This window comes from Pseudomonas sp. B6001 (assembly GCF_013386015.1).
Classification (GTDB): domain Bacteria; phylum Pseudomonadota; class Gammaproteobacteria; order Pseudomonadales; family Pseudomonadaceae; genus Aquipseudomonas.
This window is the reverse complement of record NZ_JACAOX010000048.1, coordinates 19,371-34,722: the sequence shown is the minus strand read 5'-3', so window position 1 is coordinate 34,722 and position 15,352 is coordinate 19,371. Positions and strand designations below refer to the sequence as shown.

General features: G+C 62.0%; 12 protein-coding genes. 5 read left to right on the top strand and 7 right to left on the bottom strand.

The annotated features are described in order from the left end of the window. Positions 1 to 23 precede the first annotated feature (23 nt). Together HX821_RS30435 and HX821_RS30430 are read right to left on the bottom strand one after the other, a co-directional pair. Complete coding sequence (locus tag HX821_RS30435; protein ID WP_063028913.1) at positions 24 to 1,466, bottom strand: mechanosensitive ion channel domain-containing protein; 1,443 nt, start codon at positions 1,464 to 1,466, stop codon at positions 24 to 26. Positions 1,467 to 1,529: 63 nt separating this feature from the next. Further along, positions 1,530 to 2,396, bottom strand: a complete 867-nt coding sequence (locus tag HX821_RS30430; protein ID WP_003210245.1) for a pirin family protein — start codon at positions 2,394 to 2,396, stop codon at positions 1,530 to 1,532. A gap of 186 nt (positions 2,397 to 2,582) precedes the next feature. Here HX821_RS30430 and HX821_RS30425 point away from each other — a divergent pair, with 186 nt between their 5' ends. Next, positions 2,583 to 3,689 (top strand): efflux RND transporter periplasmic adaptor subunit, encoded by a 1,107-nt coding sequence (locus tag HX821_RS30425; protein ID WP_177037310.1) that lies wholly within the window; start codon positions 2,583 to 2,585, stop codon positions 3,687 to 3,689. A gap of 2 nt (positions 3,690 to 3,691) precedes the next feature. Continuing rightward, complete coding sequence (locus HX821_RS30420; RefSeq protein ID WP_177009818.1) at positions 3,692 to 6,763, top strand: efflux RND transporter permease subunit; 3,072 nt, start codon at positions 3,692 to 3,694, stop codon at positions 6,761 to 6,763. 150 nt (positions 6,764 to 6,913) lie between these two features. Here the strand turns inward: HX821_RS30420 and HX821_RS30415 are convergent, their stop codons facing one another. From HX821_RS30415 to HX821_RS30405, 3 genes are all read right to left on the bottom strand, one after another. Then, positions 6,914 to 8,143, bottom strand: coding sequence for a M20/M25/M40 family metallo-hydrolase (locus HX821_RS30415; protein WP_177037308.1), 1,230 nt, complete (start codon positions 8,141 to 8,143; stop codon positions 6,914 to 6,916). Between the two features lie 68 nt (positions 8,144 to 8,211). After that, on the bottom strand, positions 8,212 to 9,270 hold the full coding sequence (locus HX821_RS30410) for a diguanylate cyclase (protein WP_023658718.1): 1,059 nt from the start codon (positions 9,268 to 9,270) through the stop codon (positions 8,212 to 8,214). A 78-nt stretch (positions 9,271 to 9,348) separates the two neighbouring features. After that, positions 9,349 to 9,984 carry a LysE family translocator gene (locus HX821_RS30405; protein ID WP_102368673.1) on the bottom strand — a complete coding sequence of 212 codons (636 nt, stop codon included), beginning with the start codon at positions 9,982 to 9,984 and terminating at the stop codon, positions 9,349 to 9,351. Positions 9,985 to 10,114: 130 nt separating this feature from the next. Between HX821_RS30405 and HX821_RS30400 the strand changes: the two genes are divergently transcribed. After that, positions 10,115 to 11,557, top strand: coding sequence for a PLP-dependent aminotransferase family protein (locus HX821_RS30400; protein ID WP_134326228.1), 1,443 nt, complete (start codon positions 10,115 to 10,117; stop codon positions 11,555 to 11,557). Here the strand turns inward: HX821_RS30400 and HX821_RS30395 are convergent, their stop codons facing one another. Next, positions 11,558 to 13,024 (bottom strand): hypothetical protein, encoded by a 1,467-nt coding sequence (locus HX821_RS30395; protein WP_003210259.1) that lies wholly within the window; start codon positions 13,022 to 13,024, stop codon positions 11,558 to 11,560. A 174-nt stretch (positions 13,025 to 13,198) separates the two neighbouring features. Between HX821_RS30395 and HX821_RS30390 the strand changes: the two genes are divergently transcribed. Together HX821_RS30390 and HX821_RS30385 are read left to right on the top strand one after the other, a co-directional pair. Then, complete coding sequence (locus HX821_RS30390) at positions 13,199 to 13,876, top strand: sterol desaturase family protein (protein WP_177037306.1); 678 nt, start codon at positions 13,199 to 13,201, stop codon at positions 13,874 to 13,876. Continuing rightward, a complete protein-coding gene (locus HX821_RS30385) occupies positions 13,873 to 14,970 on the top strand; it encodes an SMP-30/gluconolactonase/LRE family protein (RefSeq protein ID WP_177037304.1) in 1,098 nt (365 codons plus the stop codon). Before HX821_RS30390 ends, HX821_RS30385 begins: the two co-directional genes overlap by 4 nt. Positions 14,971 to 14,988: 18 nt before the next feature. Here the strand turns inward: HX821_RS30385 and HX821_RS30380 are convergent, their stop codons facing one another. Beyond that, complete coding sequence (locus HX821_RS30380) at positions 14,989 to 15,351, bottom strand: hypothetical protein (RefSeq protein ID WP_134326226.1); 363 nt, start codon at positions 15,349 to 15,351, stop codon at positions 14,989 to 14,991. Position 15,352: the final 1 nt, after the last annotated feature.

Genomic DNA, 15,352 nt, shown 5'->3' with positions numbered 1-15,352 from the left:
CGCAGCAACGGATATGTACACCTTCAGGCCCGACTCCGCAGCCACTGCATAAACCCCTTCTTAACCGGCACCACAGGCGCCTCCTGCGTCAAACTCTGAGCCGCATGCAACCTGAAATCCAGCAGGCTTTTCATCGCCTCACTGATGTCATGCCGAGCATCCAGACAAGGCTTCAGATACTCCTTCTCAATCCGATACAACGTACAAAACGTCTTCGCCGAAAAGTCCGCAGGCACACCCTGCTCCGACAAAATCCCGGCCTCACCAATCACCTCCCCAGGCCCCATCCGCCCGGCTTCAAACTTGTGCCCGGCCTTGGTCAACATCACCGAAATCACCCCGGACTCGATGATAAACAGGTGATCACTCACCTCCCCCGCCGGCAAAATCATTTCCCCGGCGCGAAAGGTCTGCAGCGTCATGTTCTGGCTGAACGTCTCCTTCTCCTCCTGCCTCAACGTCGAGAAAATCGACGAACTCTCCAACAACGCCCGAGCCCGGGAAACCGTCACCGGCGCATTACTCTCGGCAGCCGACAACAAGCTCACCCCCGCCGCCTGCAAATGCCGAAACGCCAAATCATAAAGCTGATTGCGCACCTCACGCTTAAGCGCCATGGCCGGCACAAACCCGCTGATCTCATACTCCACGCCACCACTGGCCGACGTCTTGAACGCCACGCTCGGCGCCGGCTTGGCCAACAACGGCCGACACCCCTGCATCGCCCGCTCCAGCGCATCCAGCACGGTTTGGGGCCGCGCATGGGGGCTGACCTGCAGGCTGACCGCCAAGCCAAACATATCTGCGGGACGTGAGAAGTTGATGATCTTGGCCTTGGCCGCCAACGAGTTGGGCACCACCGCCAGGCTGCCCTGGGAGGTTTGCAGTTGGGTGGCGCGCCAGTCGATGTCGATCACCCGGCCTTCGGTGCCGTCGATGGAGATCCAGTCATCCAGTTGGTAGGGTTTGGTGGTATTGAGCACGATGCCGGAAAACACGTCGCTCAAGGTGCTTTGCAACGCCAGGCCGACGATGATTGCCACCGCGCCGGAAGTGGCCAGCACGCCCTTGACCGGCAGGTCGAGCACGTAGGCCATGGCGGCGATGATCGCGATCAGGAAGATCACCGCGCCCACCAGATCCTGCAACAGCCGCCCGGTGTGGCCGACCCGCTGCATCATCACCGCGCCGAGCAATACCGTGAGGGTGCGCGCCGCAAACAGCCACCAGCCGATCTGGAACGCCGTTGCCGCCAAATGCAGCGCCACGTTGTCGCCGAACGGCGCGACCTGCATCGGGTTCATGCCTTCGTTGAACAGCACGGCGCTGAACACCGCAAAGATCACCAGCCGCGCCGCCAGCTTCCAATTGGCGAAATCGGCAGAGATCAAACGCCATACGGCAATATCGATCAGCACCAGCGCCAAGGCACAGAACATCGGGTGATCGGAGATAAATGAGGGCATTCAGGCGACTCCAGGGCGAATGCCATGAAGATCGCATGAAATGCCTTTGGAGGGTATAGCGCCCTAGCGCTGCATCTGCCCGAATTGCCCGGACTGATAGTCGGCAAACGCCTGGTGGATTTCCTGCTCGGTGTTCATCACGAACGGGCCGTGGCCGACGATGGGTTCGTCGATCGGCTCGCCGCTGAGCAACAGCACCATGGCGTCGTCGCTGGACTCGAGGCGCAGTTGCGTGCCATCGCGCTCGAACAGTGCCAACTGCCCTTCCCGCGCCACTTCAGTGCCGTTGATCCGCACCGTGCCGCGCAACACCACCAGCGCGGTGTTGCGCCCGGCGTGCAGGTCCAGCGTCACAGAGCGGCCGGCTTTGAGGCGCATGTCCCACACGTCGATCGGTGTGAAGGTGCGAGCCGGGCCTTTGACCCCGTCGAACTCGCCCGCGATCAAGCGCAGGCTGCCGGCGTGGTCGGCCAGTGGCAGCGTCGGAATATCGCCATCGAGGATGGTCTGGTAACCGGCATCGGTCATTTTGTCCCTGGCCGGCAGGTTGACCCACAACTGGACCATTTCCAGGGCGCCGCCGCTGCGGGCGAACGCCTCGGAGTGAAACTCCTCGTGAATGATACCCCTGGCGGCTGTCATCCATTGCACATCGCCCGGGCCGATGGTGCCGCCGGCGCCGGTGGAATCGCGGTGCTCGACTTCGCCCTTGTAGACGATGGTCACGGTTTCAAAACCGCGATGAGGATGCTGGCCCACGCCGCGACGTTGCTCGGTCGGGGTGAATGCCGCAGGACCGGCGTGATCCAGCAACAGGAACGGGCTGATCTGCTTGCCCATGGTGTCGTAGGAAAACAGCGTGCGAACCGGAAAGCCGTCGCCGACCCAATGGCCGCGTGGGCTGGTGTAGATGCCGATGATCTTTTTCATATGTGTCTCCAGTAATGGATACACCTTAAATCCGATACCAATTCCGCGCTAGACGGCAAAACCGGCCCTGATCGTCCCACCAGTGGAACAAAGACTCGGGGCTGGATTATTTTATATTTCGACCATAATATGGCGACAAATATTACAAGCGTAATTTTTAGCTCACCCCGCCCCACGGAGCCCGACATGAACCCTCTCCCCCTGCGTCTTCTCACCCCCCTGGCCCTGCTGGCGGTACTCAGTGGCTGCAATAACAAGGCCGACCCCGTCGCCGAAGCGCCCCTGCCCCGCCCGGTGCTGGCCACCAAGGTCGAAGCCGCGGGCAGCCAGCAAAGCGCCTACACCGGCGTAGTGGCCGCACGCACGGAAAGTGACCTGGGGTTCCGCGTCAGCGGCAAGGTGATCGAGCGCAAGGTTGATCCCGGCCAGCACGTCAACCGTGGCGACACTTTGCTGGTGCTGGATATCGGCGACTTCGAACTGGCCCTGCGTTCGGCAAAAAACCGCGTCAATGCGGCCCAGGCGCAACTGCGCCAACGCCGGGACGATGAATCCCGCTACCAGCGCCTGGCCAATACCGGCGCCGTGTCGCGGCAGATTTTCGACCAGTCCGCCACCAATCTGCGGGTGGCCGAAGCCGAACTGGCCTCCGCGCAATCCGACGCCAGCCAGATCGAAAACCGCCGCACCTACTCGGTGCTCAGGGCCGACAGCGACGGCATCATCACCGACGTACGGGTGGACCGCGGCCAAGTGGTCGCCGAGGGGCAAGTAGTGGCGCGCCTGGCCCACGACGGCGCCCGGGAAGCCATCGTCAACCTCCCGGAAAACCAGCGCGACCAGGCTTCGCAAAAAGCCCTGGCGTTCCCCTTCGGCGCCCCTGAGCAAGCAGTGACCGCCACGTTGCGCGAGCTGTCTGCCAGCGCCGACCCGACCACCCGCACCTACCGGGCCCGCTATGTCTTGCATGGCCCCGTCGACCGCTTCGCTCTCGGCTCGACCATCACCGTGCGCCTGCAAGGTAACGGCCAGGCGCAACAGACCCGCGTGCCCATCGGGGCGCTGCAGGATGCCGGCAAAGGCACCGGTGTGTGGGTGATTGGCGCCGATGACAAGGTCAGCTTCGCCCCGGTCAACGTCGCCAGCCTCGGCCAGGAGGACGCGTTGCTGGACAGTGGCGTGGACCCAGGCCAAGTAGTCGTCGCCCTCGGCGCGCACCTGCTGCACAGCGGTGACGCGGTACGCCTGTTGCCGGCCCAGGTATTGGCCCTCAACCGTCAGCAGGAACACTGATAATGCGCGGGATCAACCTCTCCGAACTGGCGGTCAAGCATCGCGCGGTCACGCTGTTCCTGATCATCGCGATCCTCGCCGCCGGGGTCTTTGCCTTTGGCAAACTGGGGCGCGCCGAAGACCCTTCGTTCACCGTCAAGGTCATGACCATCACCGCCGCCTGGCCCGGCGCCACCGCGCAAGAGATGCAGGAGCAAGTGGCCGACCGCCTGGAAAAACGCCTGCAGGAGCTGGACTATTACGACCGCGTCGAAACCATCGCCCAACCGGGCTTCGTCTCGATGCGCATGACGTACCTGGAGTCCACCCGCCCCAGCGAGATCCAGGACCTGTTCTACCAGACCCGCAAAAAGCTCAGCGACGAAGCCGCGAAGTTGCCCAAGGGGGTGATCGGCCCGTTTTTCAACGATGAATACTCCGACGTGTACTTTTCCCTGTACGCGCTGGAGGCTGAACACCTGCCCCACCGGCAACTGGTGCAAATGGCCGAGGACATGCGCCAGGGCCTGCTCAATCTGCCGGGAGTGAAGAAGGTCAATATCCTCGGCGAACAGGCGCAGCGGATCTTCGTCGAGTTTTCCTATGAGCGCCTGGCCACCTTGGGCATCAAGCCCGAGCAGATCTTCGCCGCCCTCGCCGCCCAGAATGCCGTGGCGCCTTCAGGCTTTGTCGAGACCGCCGGGGCACGCGCCTATATCCGCATCGACGGGGCCTTCGACAGCCTGGCGCTGATCGAAAACGTCCCGCTGGAAGCCAACGGCAAGCTGCTGCGCATCGCCGATGTGGCCACCGTCAGCCGGGGTTATGAAGACCCGCCCAGCTACCGTATCCGTCATCAGGGCGACCCCTCGCTGATGCTCGGGGTGATCATGGAGAAGCACTGGAACGGCCTGGAACTGGACAAGGCCCTCAAGGCCCAGGAAGCGAAAATCCAGGCCGACCTGCCGCTGGGGGTCAACTTCGCCAAGGTCTCCGACCAGGCGAAAAACATCAGCCTGGCGGTCAACGAGTTCATGCTGAAGTTCTTCGTCGCCCTGGCGGTGGTGATGGTCATCAGCCTGCTGGCCCTGGGGTTCCGCGTCGGGCTGGTGGTGGCCGCTGCGGTGCCGCTGACCTTGTCGATCGTGTTTGTGATCATGCTGATGACCGGCCGCGAATTCGACCGGGTGACCCTGGGCGCGTTGATCATTTCCCTGGGCCTGCTGGTGGACGACGCGATCATTGCGATCGAGATGATGGTGGTCAAACTCGAGGAAGGTTTTGACCGGATCCACGCGGCCACCTTCGCCTGGAGTTCCACCGCCGCGCCGATGCTCACGGGCACGCTGGTGACGATTATCGGCTTCCTGCCGGTGGGTTTTGCCCGCTCGGGGGCCGGTGAATATGCCGGGAATATTTTCTGGATCGTCGGTTTTGCGCTGATCGCCTCGTGGCTGGTGGCGGTGGTGTTCACCCCGTACCTGGGGGTCAAGCTGTTGCCGCACATCGAGCCGGTTGTCGGCGGCCACGATGCAATTTATGCCGGGCGCTATTACCAGAAACTGCGGCGCCTGGTGGACGCTTGCGTGCGCAGACGCTGGCTGGTCACCGGGCTGGTGGTGGCGGCCTTTGTGCTGTGTGGCCTGGGCATGGGCGTGGTGAAGAAGCAGTTCTTTCCCAACTCCGACCGTTCCGAGCTGATTCTGGAGGTGTACATGCCACCGGGCAGCGCCTTCAAAAGCACCGAGGCGGTAGCGGCGCAGGTGGAAAAGGCGCTGATGGAGGAGCCGCAAACCGTCATGGTCGACACCTATGTCGGCGGTGGTGCACCACGGTTTTTCCTGTCGCTGAACCCTGAGCTGCCAGACCCCGCCTTCGCCAAGCTGATCGTGCAGACCGCCGACGCCCATGCCCGGGACAGCCTGAAAAAACGCATGGCTGAACGCATCGCGGCCGGCGAATTTCCATCGGCGCGGGTGCGCGTCACCCAGTTGGTATTCGGCCCGCCGGTGCCCTTCCCGGTGGTGTTTCGCGTGTCCGGCCCCGACCTGAATGTGCTGCGCGGCCTGGCTGAAGACGTGCGCCAAGTGGTCGCCGCCAACACACTCACGCGGGACAGCTTCCTCGACTGGGGCGAGCGCGCCAGCAGTTACCGCCTGGTACTCGACCAGGACCGCCTGCGCCTGCTGGGCTTTACCCCCGACGGGGTGAAATCCCAGCTCAACGCGTTGCTCAGCGGCAACCCGATCACCGAAGTGCGCGAAGGCAATCGTACCGTTTCAGTGGTTGCCCGCTCCCAGGGCAGCCAGCGCGAAGACCTCGGCAACCTCGACAATATGACCCTGACCAACAGTGCCGGTGTCTCGGTGCCATTGGCCCAGGTCGGGCATTTCCAGGCGGTGATGGAAGAACCGATCCTCAAGCGCCGCAACCGTGCGCTGACCGTGGAAGTGCGCGCCGATATTGTCGACGGCACCCAGCCGCCAGATGTGGAAATGGCGGTGTACAAGGACCTGCAACCCTTGATCGCCAAGCTGCCGGCCGGGTATCAGATCGTCATCGGCGGCCCGGTGGAAGAAAGCGCCAAGGCCAACGTGGCGCTGGCGGCACTGTTCCCGATCATGATCCTGCTGACGTTGACGGTGATCATGTTCCAGGTGCGTTCGTTCGGGGTGATGTTCATGGTGTTCGCCACCGCGCCGCTGGGGCTGATCGGAGCGGTGCCGACGTTGTTGCTGTTCAACCAGCCGTTCGGGTTCAACGCGATATTGGGGTTGATCGGGATTGGCGGGATTCTGATGCGCAATACGCTGATCTTTACCGACCAGATTCGGCAGAACCAGGACCAGGGCATGGTGATTCGCGAGGCGATCATCGAGGCCACGGTGCGCCGGGCACGCCCGGTGATCCTGACCGCGTTGGCGGCGGCGCTGGCGTTTATTCCGCTGACACTGTCGGTGTTCTGGTCGTCGCTGGCGTATGTGTTGATTGGCGGGGTGTTGGTCGGGACAGTGTTGACGTTGCTGTTCTTGCCGGCGTTGTGCAGTCTGGTGCTGGGGCGGGAGAAGACCCGGGAAGTGGTGCCTGCAACCTGATCCAACCAACACCACAAACCAATGTGGGAGCGGGCTTGCTCGCGAAAGCGGTGTACCAGATAAGCAGATGTCGACTGATAGACCGCATTCGCGAGCAAGCCCGCTCCCACACAAGCCCGCTCCCACATTTAGAGGTGTGGCGTTTTTAAGTCAGCGCTTGGAGAGCTCCATGATCATCCGGCTCAGCAGATAAATCCGCGGCGCCACGCTCTCCACCTCGGCATATTCCTCCGGCGTATGGATATTGCCCCCGACAATCCCGAACCCGTCCAGGGTCGGCGTACCCACGCCAGCCGACAAGCTCGCATCCGCCGCCCCGCCGCTGCCCTCAATGGTCAGCTTGCGCCCCAGCTCGCCATAAATCCCCTGGGCAATCGCCACCAGCTTGTCCGACTCCGGCGTCTGCGGCATCGGCGGCAGGCCACGGTGCAAACTGGTGGTCACTTCAGTCTCGGGGATCAGCTTGTTGGCCGAGACCCGTGCCAGGTCTTTCTCGATCCGGTCAAACTCTTCCGGCAACGCCGCCCGTACATCCGCCTTGGCGGTGGCCTGGTCGGGGATCACGTTGACCCGGTCGCCGGAGTTGATCACGGTGAAGTTGATGGTGGTTTTCTTCTCGGCATCCCCCAGCTTGCCCAGTTGCAGAATCTGGTGCGCCGCTTCCATCGCCGCGTTGCGCCCCAATTCCGGGGCGACGCCGGCGTGGGCGGCCTTGCCCTTGACCTCGACCACGGCGGTGGCGCTGCCTTTGCGCCATACCACCAGGCCATCGGCCGGGCGACCTGGTTCCAGGTTGAGCGTCACGTCGTGGCCCTTGGCGGTGTTGCGGATCAGCTCGGACGCGCCGTCGGTGCCGGTTTCTTCGCTGGCGTCCAGCAGGAAAGTGATTTGTGCGTAGTCCTTGAAGCCCTGGTTTTTCAGGACTTTCAAGGCGTAGATGCCGGCGACGATGCCGCCCTTGTCATCCATTACGCCCGGGCCATAGGCGCGGCCGTCCTTGATGTGGAACGGCCGGGCAGCCGCCGAGCCTTCCTTGAACACCGTGTCCATGTGGGCCATCAGCAGGATCCTGGCCTTGCCGGTGCCCTTGAGGGTGGCGATGACATGGCTGTTATGAGCGGCGGCATCCGGCACCAGCTGGATGCTGAAACCCAGTTGCTTGAGCTCATCGACGGCGATGTCACGCACTTGGGTCAGGCCCGGCTCGTAGCCGGAGCCCGAATCGATATTCACCAGGCGCTCCAGCAGTTTCAAGGCGTCGGCCTTGTACTGCTCGGAATCGGCCTGGATCTGTTTGTGGGGTTCGGCGCTGAAGGCCGGCATGGCGAAAGACAGCGTCAGGGTGGCCGCCAGCAAGGTACGCGGGAAGTTGAAGAGCATGAACCGATCCTTGTTTTTGTTGGAAGGTAGCGCTCCACCCTACCTGACAAACACCGATTTGTTGATCCTCAGATCGACCTCAACCAACTTCCCTGCACCGAACTGACCCGGTTGCGCCCGCTGCTCTTGGCCTCGTACAAGGCCTGGTCGGCATCGTTCAGCCAACTGGTGGCGTCGGCGTGTGCCGGCCGGTATGGCGCCAGGCCGATGCTCAGGCTGGCGCGCAAGGTCGGGTCCTGTGCGTAGGCCAGGGAGTTGAAGCGATCACGCAGGGCGTCCATCACCTCGGTGGCGCGGTTCAGGGGCATGTCCGGCAGGATCACGCAGAATTCGTCGCCACCGTAGCGCCCGGCCAGGTCAGTGGCCCGCAGGTTCTGGCGCAGCACTTTGCTCAATTGACGCAGCACGATATCGCCGGTGACATGGCCGTAGGTGTCGTTGATGGTCTTGAAGTGGTCGATGTCGATCAGCGCGATGGCGGCGCCCTGCTGGTCGCGGCGGCAGCGCTGGAACTCGATTTCCAGGTGGTCTTTCCAGGCGCCGTGGTTGAGCAGGCCCGACAGGCTGTCGGTGCGGCTCAGGGCCAGCAACTCGCGCTTGTGCCGGGCCAGGGTGATCGCTTGCCGGTAACAGATCCAGCCCAGCGCCAGGGGATACAGCATCAGGATCGGCAGGCAGGCGTAGAGCTGCACTTCACTGGTGAGGGCGGTCACCGCCGGAGTGAACACCAGCATCGAGGCGCCGATGCCCAGCGCCTGGGCCACCCAACCGGCGAGCATGAAGCGCGGGCCGCCGATGGCGACGTTGTTCATGGTCATCATCGACAAGGTGGTCACGCTGGGCAGCGGGTTGAACTGCATGGCGCCAACCCAGAACCCGCCGCAAAACGAGTCGAACAGCAGGTTGCGGTGTTCCGAGCGCAGGGAGTTTTTCGAGTGCCGCGACCATTGGTAGGCCACATGCGGCCAGATGAAGGCATTGGCGATCATCACTCCCCAGACCCAAGCGGATTTATCCAGCGGGTAGATGGCGGCGGCCACACAGACAAACCCGAGGGTCAATCCCAGGGTGCGCGACTTGTACAAGCGTGAAGCTAGCGAAAGTCCGTTTCCTCCTGCGGCTGGCATGTCTGGCTTGATCCTGGATGAATGCCCGAAGTCTATCAGGGCACCGGCAGATCGCCACTACCGCTCATAAGCTGGCCTTCAGCTGGAAAAGCCCCTGGCCAGCATCAGCGCCACCCCCAGCAGCAACACCGCCGTGGCCCGTTGCAGCAACACCCGGCGCTTGGGGTTTTCCAGCACGTGCTTGATGCGCTGGCCGAAGTAGCAATACAGGCAGCCGCTGGCAAATTGCAGCAGCAGGAAGGTCAGGCCGAGGATCGCGATGTCGGCGGCGGCACTGCCCTGGCCGATGGCGGCGAACTGCGGGAATACCGCGCTGAACAGAATGATCGCCTTGGGATTCGACAACCCGGTCAGCAGGCCCTTGCCGAAAAGACTGCGGGCATTTTCCGTAGTTGCATCGTTGGTCTTGATGGTCACTCCGCTGCTGGTCCATTGCTTGTAGGCCAGGTAAAGGATGTAGGCCACGCCTACCACCTGGATGATCCGGGTGATCAGCGGGTAATCCTTGATCAGCTCGGAAAAACCCACGGCAAAGATCAGGATCGACACCAGGTAGGAAACACTCGCCCCGAACTGCGCCGGCAGGGAGCGGCGCAGGCCGTCCTTCAGGCCGAGGCTGAGCAACAACAAGGTCATGGGCCCGGGGCTGAAGGCCAGGGTGGTGCACAGCAGCAGGAAATACAAAAACGAAGACAGCGTCAGCGCGGTGGCCATGGCGTGGAATTTCACAGCAGGAAAGAGGGCTTGCAGTCTAGGGCGCACGTGCCGCCACAGGCAGGTAAACTCTACGGATATACGCGCAGACTTTACCGGTGAAGTTGGCGGCAAACTTAAGGACAGTGTGATGCCCATTCCTGCGATTCACTTTCATGACCGAGCACCGAAGGTGCAGCAGATCGTCGATGCCCTGGCCCATGCGATCGAGCAAGGCGAATTGGCCGCTGGCAGCAAACTGCCTTCGGTGCGTGAGTTGGGAGCCTTGCTGGGCGTCGGAAAATTCACCATGAATGAAGCGCTGGATCGCCTGCGCGGGCGTCACCTCCTGACCTCCAGCCAGGGCCGCGGGCACTTTGTCGCCAGCAGCCTGGCACAGCCGTCGTCCAGCACCTGGGTCGACTTGCTGCCCCAGGACTTGCTCAGCGTACTGCGCCGCCCCCTGGCCATGGCCCAGGGCGACCTGCGCCCCGGCGGCGGCCATCTGCCGGAAGACTGGCTGGATTCCGAAGCCCTGCGCCAGGCCATGCGCAGCGCAGTCCGCGCCCCTACCCTGCGCATCGCCGGGCTGGGCACCCCGGCGGGCCTGCTGCCGTTGCGCCAGGCGCTGCAACAGAAACTGCACGGTGAAGGGTTGTCGGTGCCGGTGGAACAAATCATCACCACGCCCAACACGGTGCAAGGCCTGGACATGCTCATGCGCCTGCTGGCGCGGCCCGGGGACACGGTGCTGCTGGATGCACCGTGTTATTTCAACTTCCACGCGAACCTGGCGTTGCATGGGGTCAAGGTGGTGACGATCGCCCGGCGGCCTGATGGTTTTGATTTTGTCGCGCTGGAGCAGTTGTTGGCGGAGCATCGTCCGAGCCTGTACCTGACCACCAGCGTGTTGCATAACCCCACCGGGCATTCATTCAGTCCGAGCCAGGCGTTTCGGTTGTTGCAACTGGCCCGGGAGTATCGCTGCCATATCGTTGAGGATGATCTTTACGGGGATTTGCACCCTAACCCGCCGCCGCGCCTGGCGACTTTGGCGGGATTGGAGCAGGTGACGTACCTGTCGGGGTTTTCGAAGGTGCTGACGGCGAATGCGCGGGTCAGTTATGTGGTGGCGGCGCCGCAATTGGCGGCGAATCTGACCAATATGAAGTTGATGAGCGGCGGCATAACGTCCGAGCTGTTCGAACAGATTGTGTATCGGCTGCTGAGTGAGGGTGGGTATGCCCGGCATCGCAAGCGCATGGTTCAGCGGCTGCTGGAGGCTGGGGGGCGGGTTGAGCAGTGGCTGCGGCGTTGTGGGTGTGAATTGCCGATGGGGTTTGAGGGGGGGATGTTCATCTGGGCGCGGTTGCCGGCGGGGGTAAATGGTGAGCGGCTGGCTGAAGCCGGGTTGAAACGCGGGATGGTGTTGGCGCCGGGGGCGTTGTTCGGGTATGAGCCGGGGTTGCGGGATTTCATGCGGTTTAATGTGGCGCATTGCGACGAAGGGCGGGTTCAGGCGCAGTTTGAAGGGTTGCTGGGGGCGCCAACCCGAAGAGTTGGCGCCGGGGTTACGGATCAAGCGGAGGGTTGATCACCGTTCACTGGAGATCACGCGCTGGCTGCAGATATGAGCCATGCTCACCGGGGTAGCGTCGCCACCCACGCCGACATCCGGGTACTCCTCGATGCGCAGGCGCCAGACGGCGAAGTTGTAGTTGGTCTCCCAGGTATTTTTGTAACCCGAGTCGTAGGACACATACCTGACAGTCGCCTCACCCGCGCAGTTGCCCAGGTTGACCGTACCGGATGCCGCGCCCGACACGCCGGTTACCGAACCGTAGTAAGGGATGTACACCGGCAGGTAGGTATTACGGTTGACGTGCTTGTCGAGTTGCAGATACGGCGTCAGTCCCTGCAGGCGTTTACCGGTGCTGTCGGCCCAGGTCACGGCCCAGCTCAAGTCACGTGCCGCCTGGGTGGTCATGAACGGGTCGTAGTCATTGGCCGAAGCCGGGATCCGCACCACGTTGTCACCTTGCACACTGTGGCTCAACACCTCGGGTGTGGAGCCCAGCGACAGCTTGTAGCGCGCCGTAGCCTTCCAGGTTGCGGCCGGGTTAGGCCGCACCCGTACGTTCACCACGCCATTAACCGATGGCGTTGGCCAGGTGATTTTCGCCTTGGGGCTGATCGGGATCCATTTGACGCCGTCAAAATACTCGGAAATCCACTGGCCCCGATCGCTCTCGTTCACACCGTCGAAATAGGCACTGACCTTCTGCCCGCGCAGGGCCTTGAAGGAGAAGTAGTCTTCATCGGTCGCCGTGTCGGAGTTACCCGTGACGTAGTTCAGGGTATCCGGCAGTTGATAAGCCGTTTCGAAACTGTCGTTAGGCTCGAAATCGTCAATCGTCATGTTGATATCCACGCCGAAACTGAACGGCGAACCGTCAGCCGAATTGGCATGCATGAACCAGTAGTAGTCGCCAGGTGGCAGTACGCCAGCCAACACCTCGTTGGCATTGCCCGGGTTATCCGACGTGCCGAGAGAAGTGATGTTGTTCTGGCCGTCGTCCTGGAACAGGGTCAGGGACATGTTGGTGGCAGCACTCTGCCCTACCAGCATCACTGTCGCCCGTGCCTTTTGGGGCACGTTGAAGTGGTAGCAGACGTCGTTGCCGGTTTGCACACCGTCCAGGTTATACATCTGGTTGATACCGAGGGTCTGGCACAGCGGCGTGAACGCCTGGGCCGCCACGGCCTGGGCATCCACCTTGGCGCTATCTGCCTGTACAGGCTCGGCGACCACAACCCCGCTCAAGGCCTTGGCAGCCTGCACTGGCTTTTTCAGCTGCTGCGAGGTTTTGATTTTGTCCAGGAAGGCAGCCGACGCCTTCTGCGCCGTGACGTTGCCGCCACTCTTGAGGGCTTGTTGCACGGCTTGCTGCAACGGTTGCGGCGTCAAGTGTGCAGGAGATTGTTCGGCCAGGGCGCAGGCCGAAACGAAGCAGGACGCCGCGATGGCGGCTCCGAGCATGAACGCTTTTTTCGATTTCATTTTTTATCCATCCATAGTTAAAAAATTGAAGCTCAGGTGATCGGCGACATCCGGTCACCTGGGATGGAATGTAGGACATAACTGTATGCATGTACAGTATTTTTATGGCGGCAGGATAGATGCGCCAATCCCGACTACGCTCATCCCCAACAAAAACAACACCGAGCGCCCCCAATGACTCACCCCACCGAGGCCTTCCGCACCACCTACCGCGCCAGCATCCACCCCTGCTACAACCCGTGGCTCCACGCTGGTTTCGTTTTCGGCTACGGCCTGCTCTGCGTCAGCCTGTTCTGGTCCACCACCCGGCAAATCCAACCCTTGGAATGGCTGGCCATCCCCCTCACCCTGATCTTCTTCAACCTGTGTATCTATCTCGTCCACCGTCACCTGGGCCATCACAAACACACCTTCGCCCGCCTGTTCTACGCCCGCCACACCGGCGACCACCACAGCTTCTTCACCCCCGATCACATGACCTACGACAGCCCGCGAGACTGGCGTGTCATCCTGTTCCCCGCCTGGCTCATCCTGGTCCACAGCCTGGTCATCACCCTCCCCGCCTGGTGGCTGCTCAAACACCTCAACCCCAACATCGCTGGCCTGTTCGCCGGCTGCATGATCCTCGGCTACTTGCTCTACGAGTTTTTCCACGCCTGCGAACACCTGCCCCCCGACCACCCCGTGGCCCGCCTGCCGTGGATCCGCCAGATGCATCACCTGCACGCCCTGCATCACCGGCGCGAACTGATGCAGGGACGCAATTTCAATATCGTCCTGCCGCTGATGGACTACCTGTTCGGCACCCTGCATTGGGAACCGCCCACCACTGATCACCAGGAATCGTCATGAGTACCCGTCCAAGCAACGTTGGTCGTCTGGTCCTGCTGATCCTGACCGCCATCGTCGCCTTCCTGCTGCTGATGCCCACCAAAGTGCAACCGGTCAACTGGTCGCCGCCCAAGGCGCCATCCCTGAAGGACGGGCCCTACGCCGAAAACCAGCGCCTCAAGGACGTGAAAAGAACCGGCGCCCAGGACATCGCCGGGCCCGAAGCCTTGTTGCTGGATGGCAAAGGGTTCCTCATCACCGGCCTGCATGACGGGCGCATCATCCGCACGGCCCCCGAAAGCCACGTTCTCGAAGAGCTGACCAACACCCAGGGTCGCCCCCTGGGCCTGGCCCTGCATCCGGACGGGCGGTTGATCATTGCCGATGGGATCAAGGGCCTGCTCGCCCTCGACACCCAGCACAATCTCACCACCCTGGCCACCAGCGCCGCCGGCCTGTCGTTTGGCTTTGTCGATGACGTCACCGTCGACGCCGCCGGGCGTTATGCGTACTTCAGCGATGCATCAAGCCGCTGGGGTTATGGGGAAGACGGCGAGGCGGTGATCGAGCACGGCGGTGACGGCCGTTTGCTGCGGTATGACTTCAGCACCGGCCACACCGAGGTATTGCTGGACCAGTTGCAATTCGCCAATGGCGTGGCCCTGGGGCCGAACGAAGACTATGTGCTGGTCAACGAAACCGGCGCCTATCGCATCAGCCGCTACTGGCTCAAGGGCGACAAGGCCGGCGTCCACGACCTGTTTATCGACAACCTGCCGGGCCTGCCGGACAACCTCAGCTTCAACGGCAAGGACCGGTTCTGGGTTGCCTTGTATTCACCGCGCAACCCGCTGCTCGACGGTTTTGCCGGCTACCCGCTGATGCGCAAGATCATGGTACGGGCACTGATGGTGGTGCCCAAGCCCATCGAGCGTAAGGCCTTTGTGCTCGGGCTGGACGTGAACGGCAAGGTCATCGCGAACCTGCAGGATGGCAGCAGCGGTAACTACTCGCCCGTCACCACGGCACGTGAGTACGGTGACTGGTTGTATCTGGGTTCGCTTAAAAACACCGGTATGGCGCGCTTGCCACTCAAGGTGGCATTGGCGCAATAACGAAAAAAAGCCCCTCGGCTATGGCTTGGACCAGACCTCCCAAATGATTGCCAGGACCATCAAAACCAATCCGCCGTAATAGGGCCATACTGCCCATCGCCTCAGAGCCACGGGGACGGACGTCAACTCTGCCTCAGTCGCCTCGCCCTTTTTTACATGGCGTTTTGGCATGGACAGCAGCTCGACGATCACAACCATTCGCATGGTTTTGTCGATCGGCAGATTCCTGCGCCAAAAACGCTTGGTGCGTTGAACGGCCTCGTTTTCGGTGAAATAGCTTTCCAACTCATCGAGTTTTCTGTACGCGACGAAGAGCAACAGTCCCAAGTTGATAAGCATCCATAAAAGCAACGTAACAGTGAAAAAATCATAATAAGACATG

Excerpts from the sequence above, each read along its gene's own strand:
- HX821_RS30435 (WP_063028913.1), bottom strand. The coding sequence starts at position 1,466 with ATGCCCTCATTTATCTCCGATCACCCGATGTTCTGTGCCTTGGCGCTG.
- HX821_RS30430 (WP_003210245.1), bottom strand. The coding sequence starts at position 2,396 with ATGAAAAAGATCATCGGCATCTACACCAGCCCACGCGGCCATTGGGTC.
- HX821_RS30425 (WP_177037310.1), top strand. The coding sequence starts at position 2,583 with ATGAACCCTCTCCCCCTGCGTCTTCTCACCCCCCTGGCCCTGCTGGCG.
- HX821_RS30420 (WP_177009818.1), top strand. The coding sequence starts at position 3,692 with ATGCGCGGGATCAACCTCTCCGAACTGGCGGTCAAGCATCGCGCGGTC.
- HX821_RS30415 (WP_177037308.1), bottom strand. The coding sequence starts at position 8,143 with ATGCTCTTCAACTTCCCGCGTACCTTGCTGGCGGCCACCCTGACGCTG.
- HX821_RS30410 (WP_023658718.1), bottom strand. The coding sequence starts at position 9,270 with ATGCCAGCCGCAGGAGGAAACGGACTTTCGCTAGCTTCACGCTTGTAC.
- HX821_RS30405 (WP_102368673.1), bottom strand. The coding sequence starts at position 9,984 with ATGGCCACCGCGCTGACGCTGTCTTCGTTTTTGTATTTCCTGCTGCTG.
- HX821_RS30400 (WP_134326228.1), top strand. The coding sequence starts at position 10,115 with ATGCCCATTCCTGCGATTCACTTTCATGACCGAGCACCGAAGGTGCAG.
- HX821_RS30395 (WP_003210259.1), bottom strand. The coding sequence starts at position 13,024 with ATGAAATCGAAAAAAGCGTTCATGCTCGGAGCCGCCATCGCGGCGTCC.
- HX821_RS30390 (WP_177037306.1), top strand. The coding sequence starts at position 13,199 with ATGACTCACCCCACCGAGGCCTTCCGCACCACCTACCGCGCCAGCATC.
- HX821_RS30385 (WP_177037304.1), top strand. The coding sequence starts at position 13,873 with ATGAGTACCCGTCCAAGCAACGTTGGTCGTCTGGTCCTGCTGATCCTG.
- HX821_RS30380 (WP_134326226.1), bottom strand. The coding sequence starts at position 15,351 with ATGTCTTATTATGATTTTTTCACTGTTACGTTGCTTTTATGGATGCTT.